This window comes from Amphritea atlantica (genome assembly GCF_024347255.1).
Classification (GTDB): Bacteria; Pseudomonadota; Gammaproteobacteria; order Pseudomonadales; family Balneatricaceae; genus Amphritea; species Amphritea atlantica.
This window is the reverse complement of sequence record NZ_AP025284.1, coordinates 1,978,919-2,000,503: the sequence shown is the minus strand read 5'-3', so window position 1 is coordinate 2,000,503 and position 21,585 is coordinate 1,978,919. Positions and strand designations below refer to the sequence as shown.

General features: G+C 51.6%; 18 protein-coding genes. 7 read left to right on the top strand and 11 right to left on the bottom strand.

Features of this window, described 5'->3' with window-relative positions:
- Positions 1 to 3 precede the first annotated feature (3 nt).
- The 3 genes from OCU43_RS09110 to OCU43_RS09100 all read right to left on the bottom strand — a co-directional run bounded on the left by OCU43_RS09110 (position 4) and on the right by OCU43_RS09100 (position 1,984).
- Positions 4 to 795 carry an endonuclease gene (locus tag OCU43_RS09110; protein ID WP_091353723.1) on the bottom strand — a complete coding sequence of 264 codons (792 nt, stop codon included), beginning with the start codon at positions 793 to 795 and terminating at the stop codon, positions 4 to 6.
- Between the two features lie 114 nt (positions 796 to 909).
- Positions 910 to 1,383 carry a DUF2947 domain-containing protein gene (locus OCU43_RS09105; RefSeq protein ID WP_091353719.1) on the bottom strand — a complete coding sequence of 158 codons (474 nt, stop codon included), beginning with the start codon at positions 1,381 to 1,383 and terminating at the stop codon, positions 910 to 912.
- Positions 1,384 to 1,513: 130 nt separating this feature from the next.
- Positions 1,514 to 1,984, bottom strand: a complete 471-nt coding sequence (locus tag OCU43_RS09100) for a C40 family peptidase (RefSeq protein WP_091353715.1) — start codon at positions 1,982 to 1,984, stop codon at positions 1,514 to 1,516.
- Between the two features lie 127 nt (positions 1,985 to 2,111).
- On the opposite strand from OCU43_RS09100, the gene OCU43_RS09095 reads away from it, so the two are divergent.
- The 3 genes from OCU43_RS09095 (at position 2,112) to OCU43_RS09085 (ending at position 5,810) form a co-directional block, all read left to right on the top strand.
- Positions 2,112 to 2,477, top strand: a complete 366-nt coding sequence (locus OCU43_RS09095) for a SpoIIAA family protein (protein WP_091353711.1) — start codon at positions 2,112 to 2,114, stop codon at positions 2,475 to 2,477.
- A 189-nt stretch (positions 2,478 to 2,666) separates the two neighbouring features.
- On the top strand, positions 2,667 to 5,396 hold the full coding sequence (locus tag OCU43_RS09090; RefSeq protein WP_091353708.1) for a cation-transporting P-type ATPase: 2,730 nt from the start codon (positions 2,667 to 2,669) through the stop codon (positions 5,394 to 5,396).
- A 96-nt stretch (positions 5,397 to 5,492) separates the two neighbouring features.
- Positions 5,493 to 5,810 carry a hypothetical protein gene (locus OCU43_RS09085; RefSeq protein WP_091353705.1) on the top strand — a complete coding sequence of 106 codons (318 nt, stop codon included), beginning with the start codon at positions 5,493 to 5,495 and terminating at the stop codon, positions 5,808 to 5,810.
- A gap of 125 nt (positions 5,811 to 5,935) precedes the next feature.
- On the opposite strand, the gene OCU43_RS09080 is transcribed toward OCU43_RS09085, so the two are convergent.
- The 5 genes from OCU43_RS09080 to glaH form a co-directional block, all read right to left on the bottom strand.
- Positions 5,936 to 7,279: a type II toxin-antitoxin system HipA family toxin gene (locus OCU43_RS09080; protein WP_091353703.1), complete on the bottom strand. Its 1,344-nt coding sequence runs from the start codon at positions 7,277 to 7,279 to the stop codon at positions 5,936 to 5,938.
- The gene (locus OCU43_RS09075) at positions 7,273 to 7,602 is read right to left on the bottom strand and encodes a helix-turn-helix transcriptional regulator (protein WP_091353701.1); all 330 of its coding nucleotides are present in this window, start codon (positions 7,600 to 7,602) and stop codon (positions 7,273 to 7,275) included. The genes OCU43_RS09080 and OCU43_RS09075 overlap by 7 nt, the downstream gene beginning before the upstream one ends.
- 165 nt (positions 7,603 to 7,767) lie before the next feature.
- A complete protein-coding gene (locus OCU43_RS09070) occupies positions 7,768 to 8,415 on the bottom strand; it encodes a class I SAM-dependent methyltransferase (protein WP_091353699.1) in 648 nt (215 codons plus the stop codon).
- Positions 8,416 to 8,597: 182 nt separating this feature from the next.
- Positions 8,598 to 9,806, bottom strand: a complete 1,209-nt coding sequence (gene lhgD, locus OCU43_RS09065; RefSeq protein ID WP_091353696.1) for an L-2-hydroxyglutarate dehydrogenase — start codon at positions 9,804 to 9,806, stop codon at positions 8,598 to 8,600.
- 97 nt (positions 9,807 to 9,903) lie between these two features.
- Positions 9,904 to 10,854, bottom strand: coding sequence for a glutarate dioxygenase GlaH (glaH, locus tag OCU43_RS09060; protein WP_091353694.1), 951 nt, complete (start codon positions 10,852 to 10,854; stop codon positions 9,904 to 9,906).
- A 360-nt stretch (positions 10,855 to 11,214) separates the two neighbouring features.
- On the opposite strand from glaH, the gene csiR reads away from it, so the two are divergent.
- The gene (gene csiR, locus OCU43_RS09055; protein WP_091353691.1) at positions 11,215 to 11,916 is read left to right on the top strand and encodes a DNA-binding transcriptional regulator CsiR; all 702 of its coding nucleotides are present in this window, start codon (positions 11,215 to 11,217) and stop codon (positions 11,914 to 11,916) included.
- 27 nt (positions 11,917 to 11,943) lie between these two features.
- On the opposite strand, the gene OCU43_RS09050 is transcribed toward csiR, so the two are convergent.
- Positions 11,944 to 12,513 carry an NnrU family protein gene (locus tag OCU43_RS09050; RefSeq protein ID WP_091353690.1) on the bottom strand — a complete coding sequence of 190 codons (570 nt, stop codon included), beginning with the start codon at positions 12,511 to 12,513 and terminating at the stop codon, positions 11,944 to 11,946.
- Between the two features lie 203 nt (positions 12,514 to 12,716).
- Between OCU43_RS09050 and OCU43_RS09045 the strand changes: the two genes are divergently transcribed.
- The 3 genes from OCU43_RS09045 (at position 12,717) to OCU43_RS09035 (ending at position 18,767) form a co-directional block, all read left to right on the top strand.
- Positions 12,717 to 14,615, top strand: a complete 1,899-nt coding sequence (locus tag OCU43_RS09045; protein WP_091353687.1) for a PhoX family protein — start codon at positions 12,717 to 12,719, stop codon at positions 14,613 to 14,615.
- A gap of 354 nt (positions 14,616 to 14,969) precedes the next feature.
- Positions 14,970 to 16,985 (top strand): GGDEF domain-containing protein, encoded by a 2,016-nt coding sequence (locus tag OCU43_RS09040; protein ID WP_091353686.1) that lies wholly within the window; start codon positions 14,970 to 14,972, stop codon positions 16,983 to 16,985.
- Between the two features lie 453 nt (positions 16,986 to 17,438).
- Positions 17,439 to 18,767, top strand: coding sequence for a Na+/H+ antiporter NhaC family protein (locus tag OCU43_RS09035; protein WP_091353683.1), 1,329 nt, complete (start codon positions 17,439 to 17,441; stop codon positions 18,765 to 18,767).
- A gap of 111 nt (positions 18,768 to 18,878) precedes the next feature.
- Here the strand turns inward: OCU43_RS09035 and OCU43_RS09030 are convergent, their stop codons facing one another.
- Positions 18,879 to 20,300 carry an amidase gene (locus OCU43_RS09030; RefSeq protein WP_217647376.1) on the bottom strand — a complete coding sequence of 474 codons (1,422 nt, stop codon included), beginning with the start codon at positions 20,298 to 20,300 and terminating at the stop codon, positions 18,879 to 18,881.
- Between the two features lies 1 nt (position 20,301).
- A complete protein-coding gene (locus OCU43_RS09025; protein ID WP_342721887.1) occupies positions 20,302 to 21,573 on the bottom strand; it encodes a Zn-dependent hydrolase in 1,272 nt (423 codons plus the stop codon).
- Between the last annotated feature and the right edge of the window lie 12 nt (positions 21,574 to 21,585).

Below are 21,585 nucleotides of genomic sequence, written 5' to 3'. Positions count from 1 at the left end.
CAACTATTGCTGCCTCAGTTTTGTCAGCAACCGCTGTATCAATGTATCCTCTGCTTCATTGGACGAATCTGAGCCAACAGGCGTCGACGTATCCTGAGCACCGATCACTCCCGCTGGTGCCGTCACATAGGGGTTACTGTTGCCCTGCAAACCGGCAATCAGCTCATTGCGTTGCAGCTCCCAGCTATCCACCGGGTCCTGCACACTCCAGGCGGCAAACAGCTTCTCCTGCTTTGAACTGATCTTCAGGCCATAGCGGTCGCGCATATAGAAATAGGTACGGGCGATATCGCCCTGACGGTTCTGCGGCGGCTCAACCTTACGCCGCTTGAAATCGACCTCCATATCACAACGACCGTATACCCGGGGCTCCCCTTCCAGCTGTGTGAAGCTGTAATTAGAGCGATCTCCGTTTACCTCCCCAATAGCCGGCACCAGGTTGTGCATATCGGCTTCCATCTGTTTGAAACGTTCATCTTTTTTACAGGCTTTACGTCCGCCATTCTGCCAGCACTGTAGCTGATGTCCAAACGCCCAGGCAGGCACAATATGCTCCCACTCTATACGGGCAGCCCGGTTACCGTTTTTTCGCGGCTGAAAACCACAGCGCCCCCACTCCGGCACCAGTTTTTTCCCCTCAGACCGGTAGTCACAACCGCAATAAAAACTGACGGGATTGACCTGATACACCCCGGCAAGCAAACGTTTTGACTTACTGAATGAGGCGGCCGATTCTGCCAGCGTCAAGCCAGACAACAGCAACAGAAAAAGAGTGATCAGAAAACGATTTGGCATACAGCCCCCTTACAGACAACAACAGGAATCCGTTCCGGGTGTGTACTATCCCTGGCAAGAGAGATTTAAAAAGAGTTAACGATGATTAATTAGCGGGCCTGAATGACCCGCTGTTTACGGACGATTACCTATCCGATAGTTGCCCGTCTGATGGAACTGTGCCACCTGTTTTCGCTTGCGACCGATGAGGAGCGGGCCATCATCAAAAAACAGAAAGTTCTTCCAGTTGCGACGAAAGACATCCCAGCGGGTTTCAATCACATGTTCACTGCTGTAACAAAACCAGACAACCGTCTGATCATCCCATTGCAGATGGTCAGCCAGCAGCCCAGGCAGCGCTGGATCATCGGACTCCCAGGTCTGCTGCCAGTTAGCAGTCTCCAGCCAGATTTGATTCTTATTAGCCCAGTCCTCGGAGCCAAAAAGACCCGGATGGTTGCAGTGCTTACTTATCTGCTGAGACCAGACCTGCTCGGCCCGCGCTTCACTTAGGGGTTTAATCTGAGCCAGATCTTCTTCACTGACAGGCATATCTTTATGTCTGAAGATCCAGGCTTTCTTGTATTGCTCAATCGGCAGATAGCTCATTACTACTCGGACTACTCGGTGACCTTATCGCGGCTGGAGGTTCAGCGCTATGTGTTAGTTGCATTAAGTGCGCACACTATACCAGAATGCAGACAGGCAACAATCAGTAACCTTTCACAATCCCCTGCCATTAATCGATCAGGCGCCGGGCTTGCCAGAAGTGCGCGGCCCAATAGGGGTTATTCAGGGGCGATATCATCACCCCACGACTGGTTGATGCATGCAGAAACTCACCATTCCCGATATAGATACCCACATGCCGCAGCTTAACTCTGGAACGGTAAAACAACAGATCGCCCGGCTGCAGTTGCCTGATATCCACCGGCCGGCCGTCCTGTGACTGCGCCAGGGTAGTCCGGGGAATATCCACCCCCAGCCGCTGACGTAGAGTCAGTTGCGTAAACGCGGAACAATCCACCCCCTGCTTATCCGTGCCGCCCAACCGGTAGGGCACCCCCTGCCATTCGCGGTACTGCTGTAACAGCTCCGCCCTCACCTGTGACGGTGCAGCCGTATTGGCAGAGAGCTGATCAGTCCGGTATGGCTGCGAACCACAGCCTCCCAGGCTCAGCAGTAATATCAACGCAATCAATCGTATCATCGTATAGCGGCCGCAAATCTATATGAGAGTTTCAACACAGGTTATCGGCAGACTGGAAACTTTTTTGACACCGACAGCAGCACCGATACACTAGCCTCAACTCTCAATGTGACTAAAGGAAACTGCGATGCTTCACATTCTGCCGGAAACCGCTGGTGATATCATTGTAATTCAGGCGACTGACACACTTACTTCAGCCGACTACCAGGATATATTTGCCCCACTGCTGGAAGAAAAAATCGCCAACCATGGACAGGTGCGCTGCCTGCTCTATCTGGACCACAACTTCAAAGGCTGGGAAGCCGGAGCTATCTGGGAAGATACCAAACTCGGCCTGCAGCACAGCAATGACTTTATCCGTCTTGCAGTCGTTGGCGGTGGTGAATGGCTCGACTGGGCCATAAAACTGGGCCAGGCCTTTATCAGTGGGGAAGCGCAGCACTTCAGCGAGAGTCAGTTCTTGCAAGCGCTGCACTGGATTGATGCAGGCTGAGTCCGGTTTAACCATCAGAAAATTCCTGCTTAGCATGGCAAATGTGAAGCTTCCTCTCCTAACTTATGATCTCTGTCAGGGATTACTCCGGTAGCCTCTGACAGGGCTTAAATACTGCCCTCCATAACACGATCACCGCCCTGTTATTCGCTATTCTTATACTGTATTTATACCTTAGGGACGATAGTCATGGACACCTCTTCAGATAGCGCATCTGAACCAACCTCAGACAGAAAGCAAACAGTCTGGCATACCTGCACCTCCGAACAGATATACAGTCTCTTAGAAACATCGCCGCAGGGTCTGACCGCTGAACAGGTTAACAAACGCCAGCAACAATACGGAGCTAACCGCCTTCCTGCGCCTCCGCGCAGAAGCGGCCTGATGCGTTTATTAGCACAGTTCAATAATGTACTCATCTACGTTCTTGTTATCGCGGCCCTGATAACCGCAGCGTTGGGTCATCAGGTCGATTCGGGGGTTATCGTTGCGGTTGTACTGATCAATGCTCTGGTGGGTTTCTTTCAGGAGGGTAAGGCGGAAAAAGCGATCGATGCCGTCCGCAATATGCTTTCCCAGCAGGCCGTTGTCATCCGTAACGGACACCGGCAACAGGTTCCAGCTGAACAGCTGGTGCCCGGCGACATCGTTTTTATTCAGTCCGGTGACCGGGTCCCTGCGGATCTGCATCTGCATAAGCTAAAAGCGCTGAACATCGATGAAGCGCTGCTCACAGGAGAGTCCGTTCCGGTTAGCAAACAGACTGAACCGGTGACTGCCGAGGCAGACCTTGGCGACCGGACCAATCTAGCCTTCTCCGGCACCCTCGTCAGCTTTGGACAGGGAACCGGTACCGTTATCGCCACAGGTGCTGATACCGAAATAGGCAGGATCAGCACACTGCTGGCCGAAGTGTCCACGCTGACCACACCGCTGACTCGCCAACTGGATAGCTTTGCCCGCTGGCTGACGGGCACCATCCTGCTGATTGCCATTGCCACCATGATGTTTGGCTACTGGATAAGAGGCTATGCGCTGGGAGATATGTTTCTCGCTGCGGTGGGGTTGGCCGTCGCTGCAATCCCCGAAGGCTTACCTGCTATCATCACCATCGCTCTGGCGATTGGCGTGCAACGCATGGCCAAACGCCATGCCATTATCCGCCGTCTGCCAGCAGTTGAGACCCTGGGGTCGGTCTCAGTCATCTGCTCTGATAAAACCGGCACTCTGACCCGCAATGAGATGACGGTAACCTCCGTGGTCATGGCTCGTTGCAGTGCCGATATCAGTGGTGTTGGTTATAACCCTCACGGAACCTTCACCTGCCACCATCAGGATCTCAACCTGCATAACCTGACTGAATTGCAGCTGCTATGTCAGGCCAGCGTACTGTGTAATGAAGCACAACTGATACAGAAAGAGGGAGAGTGGCTGATCGAAGGAGACCCGACAGAGGGGGCGCTGCTAGTACTGGGGGCTAAAGCAGGTCTCGATCTGCATGAGCTGCACCAGCAAATGCCTACAGATGACCTGATCCCGTTTGAGTCAGAACACCGCTTTATGGCTACCCTGCACCATGACCATAAAGGCACAGGTGTGGTCTATATCAAAGGTGCAATCGAAGCGGTTCTGTGCCGTTGCCAATGGCAGCAGGAAGGCGATATCAGCTCCCCCCTGGACCAGGCATTCTGGATCGCTCAACAGGAACTGATCGCCAGTCAGGGTAAGCGAACCCTCGCACTGGCAATGCTTCACCTGCCGGAAGAGCAGCGGGTATTGCATTTCAGCGATATCAGCAACAACCTGACGCTGCTGGGGTTGGTCGGCATTATTGATCCCCCCAGGGATGAGGCGATTGACGCGGTACAAAAGTGCCATCAGGCAGGTATCAGAGTAAAAATGATTACCGGCGATCATGTGATCACGGCCACTGCGATCGCCATCCAGATGGGGATAACACAATCTCCCAAAGCCCTGACCGGTCACCAGATCGAGCAGATGACCGACACCCAGCTGGAAGCGGTAGTGGAAGATACCGATGTGTTTGCCCGGGCCAGCCCCGAACATAAGCTGCGTATCGTCAAATCTCTGCAGGCCAGAGAACATGTTGTCGCGATGACCGGGGATGGTGTTAACGATGCCCCCTCGCTGAAACGAGCCAATGTTGGTACAGCCATGGGGGTTAAAGGAACAGAAGCGGCCAAAGAGGCATCGGAGATGGTTCTGGCCGATGATAACTTTGCCTCGATCACCTATGCAATCGAAGAGGGTCGTACCGTATTCGACAACATCAGCAAATCGATCCTGTTTATTCTGCCAACCAACGGCGGAGAAGCACTGACAGTGCTGGCTGCAATCGCTCTGGGAACCCTGTTACCGGTTACTCCGGCTCAGATTCTCTGGGTCAATATGATAACGGCAGTCACCCTGGCACTGGCGCTGACGTTTGAACCAACCGAGCCCGATGTTATGCAACGTCCGCCCCGCAACACACGCAACGCAATACTCTCACCTTTTATGATATGGCGAATTGTGTTTGTCTCATTACTGATGGTTAGCGGAACCTTCGGCTTGTTTTTATGGGAACGTAGCAACGGTACCGATATTGATACCGCCAGAACCATCGCAGTAAATACTCTGGTAGTGCTGGAAGTATTCTATCTGCTCAACTCCCGCTTTCTGGCCCGTCCGGTACTCAACAGGGATGGGCTTCTGGGCAATCACTATGCGTTATATGCAATAGCGCTGGTCATGCTGTTTCAACTGTTATTTACCTATCTGCCTATTATGCAGCTGTTTTTCCATACAACACCGATAGATGCAGCCGCCTGGGGTAAGATTTTAGCGGTAGGATTGGTACTGTTTATCGCTGTTGAACTGGAGAAAACCCTGATTCACCGCGCCAGGGCGGATCAATAATCAACTTATCACCGCAAAGTGGGGATCTCCTTTGCTATTAGAGCACTTAATAGTGCATAATTGATCGTTTATTATACAGGTCAGGGGAAATACAATATGATTAAGCGCCAAACCAAATCAGAACTACGTAAGCAATTACAGCAACAAACTCAGGCATTCCTTAAACAGGGCGGTCAGGTTGCTGAAGTTGCTAGCGGTGCAACAGGTCTGGTGAATGGCTCTTATCGTAATGCCGGATTTATTCTCAACCCTCAGCGTCAGGAACGCACCCCCCTGAACGGTGTACTGGCTCAGATAGATGCGCGCAAAGCCGAACGCACTCAACGTGCAGCCGCAGCACAAAAAACGACCCGGCAGCGCAAAAAAGTAATCTATGACGATTTCGGCGAACCCCTGCGCATTGTTTTCGAGTAATCCCCTCAAGTTCGCGTTTTTTCCCCTGCTTTCGCTTCTCCCTGGTTATCAGACCCGGGAAGCAAGCGATCTGTGTGACTGCATCACCGCTCCAGATACCCTGGTCGTTACAGACATCCTAGCCGTTACAGCGTTAGCCTGAGATTCGTTTCAATCTCATCAACCAATCCCGCCGGTACAGCATGTTCCGTTGCCAGCTTGCGCCAGTTTGATACCTGCTCAACAGTTTCATCGATAATCTGATCAATCTTCTGCCGCGAAAACAGCGGACTGAGCTTTTCCAGAGAATAGAGATCAGCCCGGGTAAAGCCATCCCGTTTACCGTTCAGCGACATCCAGTGACTGTTCACCCAGGGGCTGCCGGGTTTGTAGCTATACGCCAGGTCATATGCGGGAGCCAACTGCCACCGGGATGGCGACAGCGGCTGCGTGGGATCTTCAGGCTGCAGCATAAAAGCGAAATTTTTAGCATGATCATCATGGTTGCGGGCAACAATATTAAACACCATTCGCCTCATCAACTGAGCGGCATCACTGGCGGGCAGTCTCAACTGTCGCGCGATCCCAAATAACTCAGCGTAGGAGAAAGACCCCGGTTTTTTATAATCCACATGAGCAATACCGTTGAGTGTCTGTACATGTATCTTGTTATCACCCTGTCGATCAAAGCGCTGAGTGATGAAGTGCCGCCGGTTGCCCTCGTTGAGTAACTGACAGGGCATCATCCGGATGCCGCATGCCCCCGCCATCAGGGAATAGACATACTCCATCGCACCATAACCCAGCGGGTCACCGAAGGTCTCCCGGTTCTGATGATGTTCACGGACGCCATCAAACTTCATCAGGTAGTGAGTGAACCCCTCTGGCACCCCGGTCTGCCCGGAGCGTACCTGAGTAAAGTCCTCATTAAACGCCAGCACCGCTTTTGGCCGGGCACCGCCAGCACTCATCCCCACAGAGAGCAGCGCAAGCATCGCTTCGCGATTTTCCTGTCCCTCCCGGGAAAGTTCTACAGAGAAATCATGGTGATTGTCGAGAATCTCCTGAGCAATCGCCACCAGCGATTCGATCTCGACCTGCTGCGATGCATTAAGTTTTTTCAGCCGGGTGGCCGGGGCATATTCGAGCGCACCGATACCCCGGGTACCGGTAAACTGCAAGCGCTGCAGCGGCGTAATATCGCCAGGCTGTTTACCCTGACTGGACACCCAGGCATTGAGCACCGCATTACCAAAATCATCCGGCAGCGAATCGGCGATCAGTCCGGGCAGCCCTTTAAATGTTGCATATTCCAGCTCGGGAAAACTATAGATTCGCCGGGACAGCGGCATTTTAATGGGAGACAGCTCAATACCGCTTTGAATAAACGCGGGGCTATACTCAAACGCCCCTACTCCGGTGTCAGTATCAAAACTCACTGCACCAGCCTCCTGATCATGATAGAGAACCCTGACAACCTGCATCACCATTCAGAGTCCCCCTCAGGCTTAACGCTGGTGCTACCCGATGCCCGCTGCCGTTTTTTACCCTGCAACCGCGCCAGCTGCACCGGTGAGATCGTCTGTTCAGGCAGAAAACGGTTTAAATGGTCACTCAACCCCAGGGCCTGCATAATGGCGACCAGTGTTTCCAGCTGTACCTTCCCCTTCTCTGCCCCCATCACCATTTTACGGGAAACGCCAGACAACTCAGACACCTGCGTCTGAGTCATATCGGCATTCAGCCGAGCTTGTTTTAACCGCTCTCCCAGAATAACAGCGACCGCTGCAGGAGAACCTTCTCTAAGATCCATAATATCCCCAAATCAGCACTTAAGTTGAGATAATCTCTATTAATGTAAGATTTAGTAACATTATAGACCAATAACATCAACACACAACAAAGTAACCAATATTGTACTTTAACTGTAAAAAACCCTATTAAAGTACCAATAATGCAACCTTATGAAGGTATTATTCTATCGAAAGTAACTGAGGATCACACCCTTGAATGGCGCGATCAAAAAGTCAGGTTGTTGTGGCCGTTCAGCTAGCAGACTGAAGCCAGCTTCAGCCATCGCCCTGCTGAAACGAGCATGCCGTCCCCGGCCAGGGTCGACCAGAATCACCTGCCCCTGAGGCCGACTGTGCTGACAGATAAAGTCTGCCAGCTGTTGCACATGTTCATCTTCATAGAGCAGATCACTACCGATAATCAGATCGAACAGCCCCAGATCGGTCTGCTGATCAGCCCAGCCAGTGCGCACAAAGGGCACCCGGGGATCATCATTAAGATCGGTATTGTGCTGCATAAAGCCTTCCGCCTCGGGGTGATAATCCGTGGCGGTTATATCCGCCCGCAGATGATTCAGCAGAACACTGGTAAGGCCGATACCACACCCCACCTCAAGAATACGCTTATCCCTGAAGTTGGTCTGAAACAGATGGTGAGCAAGCACCTGACCGGATGGCCAGACAATACCAAACAGCGGCCAGCTGGCTGAAGAGATACCCAGCGCTTCCGCCTGACCGTCCTCATCTTCAAACTCCTGATTACTGCGCAGACTGCGCAGATGGATATCAACATTGTCAAATTCGTGGGTATCGTAACGGACGCGGACTGCCATACTGTTTCCTGAAGGATTAAGTGAATAGCAGACGGCTTGATGAAAGATGGGTGGATAACAAGGTATATGCTTTTACCTGCCAGATTACAACAGATAGAAGGAAATAGCGAACATAAGCTCAACTAAAACGCACCAGAAACATTGCACTTCCGGTGCATTTTTATCAAAGCAGAGAGAAATATTTAGCCCTGCTGCTCTGCCACCTTGTCACAGATATAAGCGCCAATCGGGATTGCCGATGTGGCTGCTGGTGATGGTGCATTACAGACATGCAGCGACCTTGGGCTTTGGGCAAACAGGAAGTCATGCACCAGCGAGCCATCATTCATCACCGCCTGGGCCCGGATACCCGCAGGATAGTGCTGCAGATCTTCCACTTTCAGTTGCGGACAGTACTTCTGCACCAGCTTGAGATACCCGGGCTTCCACAGGGAGTTCTTGGTTTCCACAATACCGGTACCGATATGGGCTTTGAGCACCCGCCAGAATCCCGGAAAGGTCACCATATCCCAGATATCCCGCAAGCTGATATTGATCTTGCCGTAGCCTTCACGCTTCCAGCCCTGCACGGCGTTTGGCCCCACGGTCACGGAACCGTCGATCATCCGGGTCAGATGTACTCCCAGGAAAGGCAGATCAGGATCAGGGATCGGATAGATCAGATGGTTAACAATGGTGTTGTATTTCTCCGGTAATTTGTAATATTCGCCCCGGAACGGAATGATCTGGAAATCCGTCTTGATTCCCAGCATTTTTGTCGTGCGATCGGCCATCAGACCAGAACAGGTGATCAGAAACTTACCCTTGAAACTCACCTGCTGACCATTGTGAAGTGCCTCTACCGTGACCTCATCGGCAGATTCCGACAGACCGGTCACTTTATGATTCAGACGGGCATCTCCCCCCATCGCCACAAAGCGCTCCGCCATCTTAGTGGTCACCTGCTGATAGTTAACGATCGCAGTATCTTTCACCAGGATAGCTCCAACACCTACAATATTGGGCTCCCGCTGTTTCAGTTGTCCGGCATCCAGCAGCTCAACATCAATACCGTTGTCGATACATCGATTATACAATGCCTGCATCCGCTCAGCTTCCAGATCATTCGTGGCAACCAACAGCTTTCCGCACTGATTATAAGCGACACCGTTCTCATCACAGAACTTCATCGTTGCAGCCACACCGGCTTTACAGAACTGCGCTTTCAGACTGCCTGGCGCGTAATAGACACCCGCGTGGATAACCCCACTGTTATGACCCGTCTGATGCTTAGAATAAACCGACTCCTTTTCCAACAGCAGGATTTTAGCGTCTGGAAAGCGCTGCTGTAGCTGCCAGCCTGTCGACATACCGACGATACCGCCGCCGATGATAATGTAGTCGTATGTCATGCATTTCACCCGTAAACATAGAATCAGTTAAATACGCTTTAAAAAAACAGACGGCGGAGCCGATCAATCGACTCCGCCTTAGTATATCTGCGCGGTATTACCTGGTGAAGTGCCCCCGCTGACGCAGCAGTTCACGACTCAGCTGTGGGTGTGCCACAAACTTATCACGACCGTGAAGCCAGCAGTGGTTCTGTACCACCAACATAGAGCCAACCGGCAGGCGAACGCGGAAGAAGTTCTCATCCTCTTCCAGAGACTTGCCCATCTCATAGAGATAGATACCTTCGGCCATGTTTTGCGGCTCAGCAAACTGATCGATAAACAGCATATGCGGTTTACCATTCTTATCCTCTTCAAAGAAGACTGGATGCTCAATCTTGGTTTCTACATTCTTAGATTTTGGGGCGCCCCAGACGATATCCTGTTTAGCCAGAGGGTGACGATAGAAACGGTCCAGTTCAGCCCAGTCATCCACGTGAAGCAACAAAGAGTCGCCTCCCTCCATGTGCGCCTCTCCCAACTTTTGCATCAGAACAAAGTCAGTACGCTCATCCACATAGGTGCCATCATTATGTAGCTCCATACGGCGGTGAGCCTGACGCAGATAACTATCAGAATTATCATCGTTCAGGACAGTAAACCGGGCATAATACTTGCCGTACATCGCATCATGGTTTGGCATACCGATGAGATGGGAGATTGCAGTCGACAACTTGATCTCAAACTCTGTACGCAGTTCACCCTCGGTGATTTCTGGCTGACCTTCATACTGCAGCAGAAAAGCAGCGGTATTACGGTCCTGCATCGTTGCATTGAGAAACTTACCCAAAGAGTATCCGGTAATAGCATCCAGCTTGTCTGCGGTGGCATAACGCAGAAAAGGCTTATACTCGAGAGCCTGTAGCGGCCACTGCGCTATCGCCTCATCAAACGCGGCAATAGTCTCGGCGCTCAGCGTTACCACCTGCAATCGTTTATTTGCCGCATAGGGGGCAACGGAAAAACCCTGGGGTTGAGTCGTTTCAACTTCACGCAACAAAGCAGTCATCTTTATCTCTCCTAAAGTGTATTCGTATCGTTTACCAAAGACTCAGCAGAATGCAGGACGTTCTGGTAAGACGTTGTCAATTTTTGTTTTTGTGGCGGATCGTTCTGTCTCAGAATCATGGAATCTCAGGCTCTTTCAATCTCACGAACTTTCAACCTCAGAATCTTTGAACCATAAGTTGATCTGGATCATCACCAACATCGACGCAATGCAATAATGTCGACATTTTAAATTAACGTCAACATTATATTTTATTGTTTGTCTTAACTAATCAATGTCGATAAATTAAACTGACCCAGGACAAGCGACTTAGTTACTTCAATAAATCCTTTAAAAACAGAATACTAGACCCTTCTAACCATGATAAAGACCAGACCAGTCAACGATACCAGGGGCGATAATTCTGCCCTGAAAGTGGTAGGTGATCTGAAACAGGATATTCTTACAGGCTATTTTAAACCGGGCGAAAAACTCAAAATGCCCCGTTTGAAAGAGCGTTATCAGGTCGGCGTCAGCCCCCTGAGAGAGGCACTTTCCCAGCTACTGATCGAACAACTGGTGGTGGTAGAAAACCAGCGGGGCTTTAAGGTACACCCGGTGTCGCGGGAAGAGATGCGCGATATCTATGCAACCCGGGCAGAGATTGAAGCCCTCTGTATCGGGCTGGCAGTGGAGCGAGGTGATGATGAGTGGGAAGCGGGAATCCTGGCGGCGGCTCACACCATGCACAAGTTCGGCGATATGGTCGATAAAGACCCGCAGGAGTGGGAACGACGCCATCAGGCGTTTCATACCGCAATCGCTCAGGGGTGTAACTCACCGACTCTGTTACAGGTGCGTCGTTCGTTGTATGAAAAAGCCTCCCGTTACCGCAATCTCTGGCTGAAGAAAAATATGGCTAACAGTAACGTCTTTGATGCCAATCAGAAAGAGCATCAACAGCTGATTGATGCTCTGTTAGCGGGTGATGGAGAACAGGCCCGGGAACTGATCAGACAGCACCTGCTCAGCCCCAGTCGCGCCCTGGAAAAAACATCCGGACTGGAAGAGCTGGCAGACTGAGTTGGCGCAGTCTGCTGCAGGGTTGCCTCAACCGAAGGGCGCGACACCAATTAACCATTTATGGGCCCAGACGACCGTGACACCATAAAGTGCAAGTCCCGCGACAACCAGAATCAGATCGTTATAGGCAGACGCGGGTGCAGCGGGTAGCGGCCGCTGTTGGCGTCGCTTCATTGAGATACGGTCAACCACCGCCCAGGCGAGGAAACTACCAAACAGCACCAGATCACCCAGAGTCCCATTAACCAGCAGATGGGACACCGCCCAGAGTTTTACCGCGATCAGCTGCGGGTGCACGGTGACCCGTTTAATCCGTCCGGGAAAGTATGGCGCCAAGAACAGTATAAATACCGGTAACAGCAACAACGCTGACAGATGACGCATCCACACCGGCGTAACATAGACGATATAGGGGTCAAGCCGGTACGCCGCATACCCTTTGGCGATCAGCCACAGCCCCAGCAGGGAGATAACCGCATACAGTAGTTTCCAACCCACTTCACTGGCGGCAACGGCCCGGTTACGCAACGGCATCGCCACAATGGCAACACTGTGTATTCCGAGAAAAAGAATTAACCCCAAAACCAAAGTCAGCATACTGAAAGTCCTTTAATTATAATGTTGCAGATAAACACATCATTGTGACATATAAGTAACGCTTTTAGTTCTGCTGGTGAACAAAGCATTACGATCACAGCGTCATCCTCCGGTAACGTTAAAGTCATGTGGCAGACATAAACAGAGTCTAGTCTTCTTTGCAGAAAATGATTCCACTCACTTCCGTTTTCAGGAATATAAGCATGAACAAAGATCATCTGCAGGCCGATTCAGCAATGCATTCTGAATCAGACTCCGACTTCAGCAAAATTATTGATGCCGGCCTGAGCCGTCGCCGTTTTTTACAGGGCGGTGCTACCGCTATGGGGCTGTTTCTGGCAGCCAACCCACTTGCCGAAGCGATGGCAGCAACCAGTAACCCTCAAAGCAAGCTGCTGGGCTTTACCAAAGTACCTGCCAGCACCGCTGACACCTTCGTGGTGCCTGAAGGTTATGTTGCCAAACCGTTGATCTCCTGGGGCGACCCAATCCTGAAAGGCGCGCCAGAATTTGACGAAAGCGGCACTCAGCCTGCCAGCGCTCAAGCGGGCCAGTTTGGTGATAACACCGACGGCATGACCTTCTTCCCACTGTCTGACGATCACGGCCTGCTGGCAGTCAACAACGAATACACCAACTACCCACTGCTGTTCGATCATAGAGGCGAAGCGATGACCGCCGATGACGTGAAAAAAGCGCAGGCGGCTGTTGGTATCTCTGTCTTCGAAATCAGGCGTACCGCTGATGGCTGGGAATACAGCAAAGACTCTGATTACAACCGTCGTATCACAGCCAATACCGAAATGATGCTGACCGGCCCTGCCGCAGGAGATGATCTGCTGAAAACCAGCGTTGATGCCAGCGGGACGAAAGTACTCGGGACATTCAATAACTGCGCCAACGGTGAAACACCATGGGGCACTTACCTGACCTGTGAAGAGAACTTCAATGGATTCTTTGCTAAACCTGGTGGCGGACAAACAGCCCACGAAAAGCGTTACGGCCTGAAAGATGACAGTGATTACCAGTGGTTCAAATTTGATGACCGCTTTGATATCACTAAAGAGCCAAACGAACCAAATCGTCACGGCTGGGTGGTCGAGATCGACCCGATGGACCCAACCTCTACCCCGCTGAAGCGCACCGCGCTGGGTCGTTTCAAGCATGAGAACGCTGCGGTTATCGTGGCAGACAATGGTCACGTTGTGGTTTATCTGGGCGACGACGAGCGTGGGGAACACCTGTACAAGTTTGTCTCTAAAAACAAGTACAACGCTACGGATAAAGCCGCCAACCGCAACCTGCTTGAAGAGGGTACCCTGTACGTTTCTCGCTTCAGCGCACAGCCCGGTGAAGTGAAGGGTACCGGTGAGTGGATCGAGCTGACTTACGGCAAAAATGGTCTCACTAAAGAGAACGGTTTCAACAGCCAGGCTGAAGTTCTGATCTACGCCCGTGAAGCGGCGACGGTTGTTGGTGCCACCACCATGGATCGTCCGGAATGGGTTGCGGTAAATCATAAAACCAAAACGGTATGCTGCACCCTGACCAACAATAAGTACCGTGGCAAGAAAGACAACCAGCCGGTTGGCGGGCCGAACCCACGGGCCAACAACAAGTATGGTCAGATTGTTCGCTGGAACGAAACCAATGGCGATAACAGCGCCACCACCTTCAAGTGGGATCTGTTCCTGGTTGCCGGTAATCCGACAGTCCACAATGACTTCTACGCCGGTTCTGCCAACATCAATGATGAAAACATGTTCAACAGCCCAGATGGCCTCGGCTTTGATAAGGCTGGACGCCTGTGGATTCTGACTGACGGTAAATATTCCAACGAAGGGGACTTCGCCGGCATGGGCAACAACCAGATGCTCTGTGCTGATCCGCAAACCGGAGAGGTGCGTCGCTTTGCCACCGGTCCGATCGCCTGTGAGATCACCGGTCTGACATTCTCACCGGATCAGCGCACCGTGTTTGTCGGCGTGCAACACCCAGGTGAAGATGATAAACCGTCCCACTTCCCTGCGGGCGGCAACAGCAAGCCTCGTTCCACCATTATGGCCATTCAGCGTAAAGATGGCGGTATTATCGGCGCCTGAATTTAACGCTTAATGAGATATTGAAAAGCCTCCGTTGTGAGGCTTTTTTATTATCTGACGCGACAAAATATGGCCAAGGTCTGAACGGCGCGATGTCTTTCACTTGTTACAGTAACAGCATCCAAAAACACTGCCTGGCCCGCTAGCCAGACAACGCAACTCAATGCCCGGTTTAAACTGATAAAGGTCACTGTTGCTGCATCTGAAGCTCTGTTAATATAGACCTACTTTTATGGACAAAATAATATAACTCATTCACAGAAAACTGTTTTTTACGCTGGCTGGCTCGTTAACCGCCGCCAACACCTGTAGGCGTTATATTCAGACATCGCAGCACAAGGCGCTCGCTAAAAAATGTTAAACCTCCTGCTTCTCTTCACTTTTCTGATGTCAGCCGAGATGCTGATCATGCAGGCGATGCAGAGGCTGGAGATCGCGGTCAGTTTCTTCTGGCTGGAAGTCTTCCTGGATGCAACACTGATCGCCTTCATTACGGTTTTGATAGTGCGCTTATTTATCAAAACGAATCGGCTGACGATCCGTCATGACCTGAATAGTGAATCCGTCCTGCTGCGAGCAGGGCTGATTGCTCTTACTGTTGAAACCATGCTAATGCTGATCTTTCCGCTGATCAGAGTGTCTGCAACCGGGTTTGCTGTGACGTTATCCGACGGAGTGGTATTTTCACTGATCACCACTCTGCTAATACACTACTTACTGCTGAAGCCCGCAAACTTAGTCCCTGTAAACCAGCGTACGCTGATCGATAAAATCCTGGCACTGCGGGGTTTTCTCCTGTTTTGCTATCTCACCTCTCTGAGCTTGTTTTTGTTATTACTTCTGAATGTTTATCAGCAACAGCAGCAGAGCTATATAACCCAGGCGGTAGCAGCTGAAAAGCCACAGCTCGCCCTGATCAAAAACAGCCTCAACGATCACATATCCAAAGCCGCCCTGGATACACTGATGCTGGCACGACAGGAAAACCTTCAGGACCTGCTAAGCGGTGACCCTGAGGCTCGTAATCGACTAACAAACGACTATCTTAATCTGGCGTCTATCAAGCCGGTCTATGAACAGATCCGTTATCTCAATGCGCAGGGCGTAGAAGAGATCAGAGTTGATCAGGGCAGCCTCGAACCAATCGTCATCAGCACTGAAAACCTGCAGGACAAGCATCATCGATATTACTTTAAAGACTCATTAAAGCTCTTAGCGGGGCAGGTTTACATCTCCCCGATGGATCTCAACATCGAACACAACCAGATTGAGCTGCCCTTCAAACCGATTGTACGCACCGCGTCTCCGGTTTTTGATCGCCAGGGCAATAAACAGGGTCTCGTAATCATCAACCTGAATGCCTCCGCCCTGTTCACTCAGCTGAAAGGCGATGCTAAGAATACCGCCGGCGAGTTGATGCTGCTTAATGAGGATGGCTACTGGATGTTTGGACGGGAACGTGATGCGGCCTGGGCCTTTATGTTTCCGGAATATAAAGACAGGACCATTGAAAAATATTATCCCGGCATCTGGCAGAAGATTATAGGCAAAGACCGGGGGGCTTTTCTGTCACCTTATGGCTATTTTATATTTGATACCATAGCAACTGGCCGGGCAACGCCAGAAGACCCGCAGCACAATAAGCTGGCTGCAGAACTGCACTGGCCAGAGTGGAAACTGATATCGCTGGCAAGCCCTAACAGCCTTTCCAAAGCTTACAGTAATTTTCTACCCCCACTGGCGATGTTTTTTGTTCTGACCGCCATGGTTACCGGGGTAGGAACCATCATGTATTTCAGAATCCAGCGAAAAAACCTGATCTCGCAGCAGCAAATTGAACAACTTGCCCATCATGATGTGCTGACCGGCCTGAACAATCGCAATATCTTTATTCAGATACTGGAGCTGCAACTGACCCAGTCCAGACGCACACAAGAACCTTTAGCACTACTTTATATGGATCTGGATCAGTTCAAACCAATCAATGACCGTTATGGACATGAGGCCGGGGATTATGTGTTAAAGCAGTTTGCGGCCCGACTGAAGCAGATACTGCGGGAGAGTGACCTCCTGGCACGATTGGGAGGGGATGAATTTGCCGCGCTGCTATCCTCCTACGGCAACAAACGTCAACTCGAGATAATCGCCGAACGAATTATCAGCGCGACAGAAGAACCTGTTTCCTTTCGCGGACAGCAGCTTCAGGTGGGTATCAGTATCGGTATTGCCTTACACTTTCAGGGGCTGCCTCTGGAATCACTTCTGCATGAAGCCGACCAGGCGATGTATAAAGCCAAGCGTATGCAAAGCAACAGCTACTGCTTTGCCGAAGCGCCCGAGGAGCATCAGAACGTACAAATAACCTCGTAACTCAATAGGATCAGACAGTATCTTGATAAGACAATGTCGTGATTAAATTGAGCACCACGATCTGACAGATTAACGTCTCCCTCCAGCGGCTGTCGGGTATCCCTTTAAAAACTTCAGAACTGTTTTATTCCCTTGGGTTATCAACAAACCCTATTTATAACCAAATAATAACTTTTATGCTGAATCAATATTAGCGCTGGCCCGGTGAACAAGTATAATCCCGAGCCTTAACAGTATGGTTTCCCTACCAGAAGCCCTGCTTATCAATTTTTATGTCTGTATTCCAAAAGAATGACAGGCTTTTTATTGCTGATTCTGCTTATCCGCAGAACAACGTTGATTTCAAGATCCTGTGAATTTCCCCTGTTGCTGAGATACAGCCTGCGGTGATCTTTCCTGTTCGCATTGATGAAACACTTCAGCATAATATTTTCTGTACTCCGGGAGTCTGAAATGAGAGCAAACCCGTTCGCTCTGTTACCGCTATTACTCTTTCTTGCCCTGTTTATCGGCAGTGGCGTTTACTATCAGTCAGCCAATGTTGATTTCGCCTTCTATCAGATCTCAGCACCGGTCGCGATCCTGCCTGCGATTGTACTGGCTCTGCTGCTGGATCAGGGCACACTTAGCCAGCGTCTGGAAACCTTTATCCAGGGGGTTGGCGACAGCAATATCATCACCATGTGCCTGATCTATCTGCTGGCAGGAGCCTTCGCCAGCGTGGCTAAAGCGGTAGGCGGCGTCGATGCCACCGTTAATTTCGGGCTCAGTGTTATCCCCTCAGAGCTGGTACTGCCAGGACTGTTTGTAATTACCGCTTTTATCGCGACAGCGATGGGTACCTCAATGGGCACCATCGCGGCGATGGCACCCATTGCACTGGGGCTGACCGAGGTCAGTGATCTGTCGCTGCCGCTTTGCATCGGTGCAGTGGTTGGCGGCGCGATGTTCGGCGACAACCTGTCCATCATCTCCGATACCACTATTGCCGCGACCCGCTCACAGGGCTGCGATATGCGTGACAAGTTTCGTATGAATTTTAAAATCGCCCTGCCCGCAGCGCTGATTACTCTGGGCTGGCTCTATCTGCAGGGTGCTGATGCCAGTATTACTCAGGACAACGACTACGAACTGCTTAAAGTACTGCCCTACCTTGCGGTGTTGGTGATGGCACTCAGCGGCCTGAATGTATTTCTGGTTCTGTTCAGCGGTATTCTACTGGCCGGCGCTATCGGTCTGACAGGCGTGCAGGATTACTCGATCGCCCAGTTCTCCAAAGATATCTATACCGGCTATACCGGAATGCAGGAAATTCTGATTCTGTCGATGCTGATTGGCGGTCTGGGGGCACTGATGAAAGCACAGGGCGGTCTGGAGTTTCTTGCCCGACTGATTGATCGTTTCACAATACAGAGCAATAAATCAGAAGCCAGCCCCCGGGCGGGTGAAGCGGCGATCAGTAGCGCCGTTGTCCTGACCAATATCTGTACCGCAAATAACACCGTTGCCATCATTATCTGTGGCGGCCTGGCAAAAGATATTGCCGAGCGTCAGCACGTTGACCCACGACGCAGTGCCTGTCTGCTGGATATATTCTCCTGCGTAGTGCAGGGGCTGTTACCCTACGGCGCACAGGTACTGCTGGCAGGCTCAATCGCCGGACTCTCACCGCTGCTGATCATCGCTAATATCCATTACAGCTGGTTGCTGGGGACCATTGCGCTGGGAACCATTGTGTTTGCTAAAGCGAAGACCCATAAGCATGCCCTAGAGAGAGCTTAACCCCGTTTTAGCGGAGATCTAAAGCCGCTTATTGCCAATAAAACACAGGGCTGGTGATTACACACAGCCCTGTTCTGTCTGACGCCTACCTTCAATCACATGACTACACCACTATACCGGTGCGGCGATCACTGGTGAACTGAGGGTGTCTGTTTTACAGACTTGCATCAGGCGTCTGGCCACCGCCAGTAAACGGGCATCATCCCCTCTTGCTGCAACCAGTTGCAGACCTACGGGTAAACCGTTGACAGATCCACAGGGAACTGTTGCTGCAGGCTGTTGTGTCAGATTAAACGGGTAGGAAAATGGGGTCCACTCCATCCACTCTTTCTGACCGTCATCCGCGGTATTACGTCCCGCTGCGAAAGCAGTGATCGGCAGGGTTGGCGTCAGCAACAGATCGAAACGCTGATGAAACTGGTTCATCAACACCCCTAAAGCAGCCCTTGCATCAACGGCTTTCATATAGGTGACAATATCAATTTTACTCCCCGACTCTCCGATCCGGCGAAAGCCCGGGTCGAGTAGCTCCCGTTGCGCCTCGCTGAAGCCCTGAACCACTTTACCGGCGCCGGCAAACCAGAGTGTTGAAAATATCTCTGCCGGATCGGTAAACCCAGGATCAACCTCCTCAACGTTGGCCCCCAGATCCACCAGCAGAGCGACTGCGTGGTCGACCTCAGCCCGTACTGCTGGGTCGACATCAACATATCCCAGTGTCGGGCTATAGGCGATATTAACCCCTTTCAGAGGCAGATCCGGAATCGCGCTCCAGTTACCGGAAAAGAGACGATCCGAATACCAGTCGCGGGGGTCTGGCTGGGCGACGACATCCAGCATCAGCAGACTATCTTCGACGCTGCGGGTCATCGGCCCAAGATGGGAAAGCGTGGTCATGGCACTGGCAGGCCACTGAGGGATAAAACCGAAGGTGGGTTTGATACCGAACACACCACAGAATCCCCCGGGAATTCGGATAGAGCCTCCCGCATCACTCCCCTGGTGCAACACCCCCATATTCAGAGCTGCAGCCGCAGCCGCACCGCCAGAAGATCCGCCGGCAGTCAGCGCGGTATTCCAGGGGTTGCGGGTAATTCCCGTAAGACGGTTATCGGTGACCCCTTTCCAGCCAAACTCGGGGGTACAGGTTTTTCCCAGAATCACTGCGCCGGCTTCCAGCATCCGCGCCGTGAAGGGAGCATTATCAGTGGCCGGTTCAGCAGAGCTGGTCAGTGAGCCGCTACGATTTGGCATACCCGCAACCAGGGTCAGGTCCTTAATGGATGAGGGAACGCCATCAATCGGGCTCTGTGGTTTCCCCGTTAACCAGCGCTGCTCCGATTCTTTAGCCGCTTTAAGCGCACCTTCAGCATCAACATAACAGTATGCGTTCACCTGTAAATTACAGGCGTCAATCCGGGCCAGGGAGGCCTCTGTCGCTTCTACCGGAGACAACGAACCCTCCCGGTAAAGGCGGCTCAGCGTGACAGCATCAAAATCAGCAATATCCGAAGATAACATTTTATTGTTCATCTCAGGCTCCCCTTCCGGCACTGGCCAGCAACGCATTTAGCAACACCGAAGCCCCGGCAGCCAGATCATCGGCATCTGCACGCTCCATTTCGTTATGACTGATACCGCCCTCACAGGGGACAAAAATCATTCCGGCTGGCGCTATCTCCGCCAGAAAGATGGCATCATGTCCTGCGCCGCTGACAATATCTAAATGGCTGTACCCCAGTGATTCACTTGCGCCGCGAACCGCGGCAACACACTCAGGTGCAAAGGCCAGTGGAGCAAAGTCTGCGGTAGGTTTCAGCTCGGTGGAGACGCCAAACTGTTGCTCGATCCGGCTGATTTCTGTTTTCAACGCCTGAACCATAGTCTCCAGAACCTCAGCCTCAAGGTGACGCAGGTCTATTGAAAGATCGACCTGCCCCGGAATTACATTTCTTGATCCGGGGAACAGCTCAAGACAACCAACCGTTCCACGCCCATGCGGGGCATGGTCGAGTGCCAGTTGATTAACGAATAGCATGATATGCGCAGCAGCGAGCCCCGCATCATGGCGCAGATTCATCGGCGTTGGCCCCGCATGGGCTTCAACACCGGTAATGCGCAGGTCAAACCATTTCTGACCTAGCGCACCAATGACAACACCGATAGTTTTCTGTTCATCCTCCAGCACCGGCCCCTGTTCTATATGCGCTTCATAGTATGCAGATGCCCGATGCCCGGTTACCGGACGCTCTCCGGCAAAGCCAATACTCTGTAAAGCCTGTCCGACAGAGACTCCCTCGCTGTCACACACCGCCAGAGTACTATCAAGATCAAACTGTCCGGTAAAAACACCCGACCCCATCATGCAGGGGGGAAAGCGAGATCCCTCTTCGTTTGTCCAGACAACCACTTCAATCGGCGCGATAGTTTCAATCTTCAGGTCATTCAGGCGACGTATCGCTTCCAGCCCTGACATCACACCAAAACAGCCATCAAACTTTCCACCGGTCGGCTGGGTATCGATATGGCTGCCAGTCATCACCGGCGGCAAGCTGTTATCGCGCCCTGCTCGACGGGCAAAAATATTTCCGATCTGATCAACGCTGACTTCACAACCCGCTTCGGTACACCAGCGGATAAAGAGTTCCCGTACTTGCCGGTCAAGGTCAGTCAGTGCAAGACGGTTTAAACCACCCTTTTCGGTTTCGCCGATCCTGCCCTGCTCCATCAGACTATTCCAGAGCCGGTCCCGGTCTACTGTTAACAGCTCAGAAGCTAACTTCTCTATGCTCATTTCATTCATCATTCATTATCCTGA

Bases quoted from the DNA above. Each gene is read 5' to 3' on its own strand.
- OCU43_RS09090 (WP_091353708.1), top strand. From the start codon at position 2,667: ATGGACACCTCTTCAGATAGCGCATCTGAACCAACCTCAGACAGAAAG.
- OCU43_RS09080 (WP_091353703.1), bottom strand. From the start codon at position 7,279: ATGGTGATGCAGGTTGTCAGGGTTCTCTATCATGATCAGGAGGCTGGT.
- OCU43_RS09025 (WP_342721887.1), bottom strand. From the start codon at position 21,573: ATGATGAATGAAATGAGCATAGAGAAGTTAGCTTCTGAGCTGTTAACA.
- OCU43_RS09035 (WP_091353683.1), top strand. From the start codon at position 17,439: ATGAGAGCAAACCCGTTCGCTCTGTTACCGCTATTACTCTTTCTTGCC.
- OCU43_RS09040 (WP_091353686.1), top strand. From the start codon at position 14,970: ATGTTAAACCTCCTGCTTCTCTTCACTTTTCTGATGTCAGCCGAGATG.
- OCU43_RS09050 (WP_091353690.1), bottom strand. From the start codon at position 12,513: ATGCTGACTTTGGTTTTGGGGTTAATTCTTTTTCTCGGAATACACAGT.
- OCU43_RS09030 (WP_217647376.1), bottom strand. From the start codon at position 20,300: ATGAACAATAAAATGTTATCTTCGGATATTGCTGATTTTGATGCTGTC.
- OCU43_RS09045 (WP_091353687.1), top strand. From the start codon at position 12,717: ATGAACAAAGATCATCTGCAGGCCGATTCAGCAATGCATTCTGAATCA.
- glaH (WP_091353694.1), bottom strand. From the start codon at position 10,854: ATGACTGCTTTGTTGCGTGAAGTTGAAACGACTCAACCCCAGGGTTTT.
- OCU43_RS09070 (WP_091353699.1), bottom strand. From the start codon at position 8,415: ATGGCAGTCCGCGTCCGTTACGATACCCACGAATTTGACAATGTTGAT.
- OCU43_RS09100 (WP_091353715.1), bottom strand. From the start codon at position 1,984: ATGATACGATTGATTGCGTTGATATTACTGCTGAGCCTGGGAGGCTGT.
- OCU43_RS09110 (WP_091353723.1), bottom strand. From the start codon at position 795: ATGCCAAATCGTTTTCTGATCACTCTTTTTCTGTTGCTGTTGTCTGGC.
- OCU43_RS09095 (WP_091353711.1), top strand. From the start codon at position 2,112: ATGCTTCACATTCTGCCGGAAACCGCTGGTGATATCATTGTAATTCAG.
- OCU43_RS09085 (WP_091353705.1), top strand. From the start codon at position 5,493: ATGATTAAGCGCCAAACCAAATCAGAACTACGTAAGCAATTACAGCAA.
- OCU43_RS09105 (WP_091353719.1), bottom strand. From the start codon at position 1,383: ATGAGCTATCTGCCGATTGAGCAATACAAGAAAGCCTGGATCTTCAGA.
- OCU43_RS09075 (WP_091353701.1), bottom strand. From the start codon at position 7,602: ATGGATCTTAGAGAAGGTTCTCCTGCAGCGGTCGCTGTTATTCTGGGA.
- csiR (WP_091353691.1), top strand. From the start codon at position 11,215: ATGATAAAGACCAGACCAGTCAACGATACCAGGGGCGATAATTCTGCC.
- lhgD (WP_091353696.1), bottom strand. From the start codon at position 9,806: ATGACATACGACTACATTATCATCGGCGGCGGTATCGTCGGTATGTCG.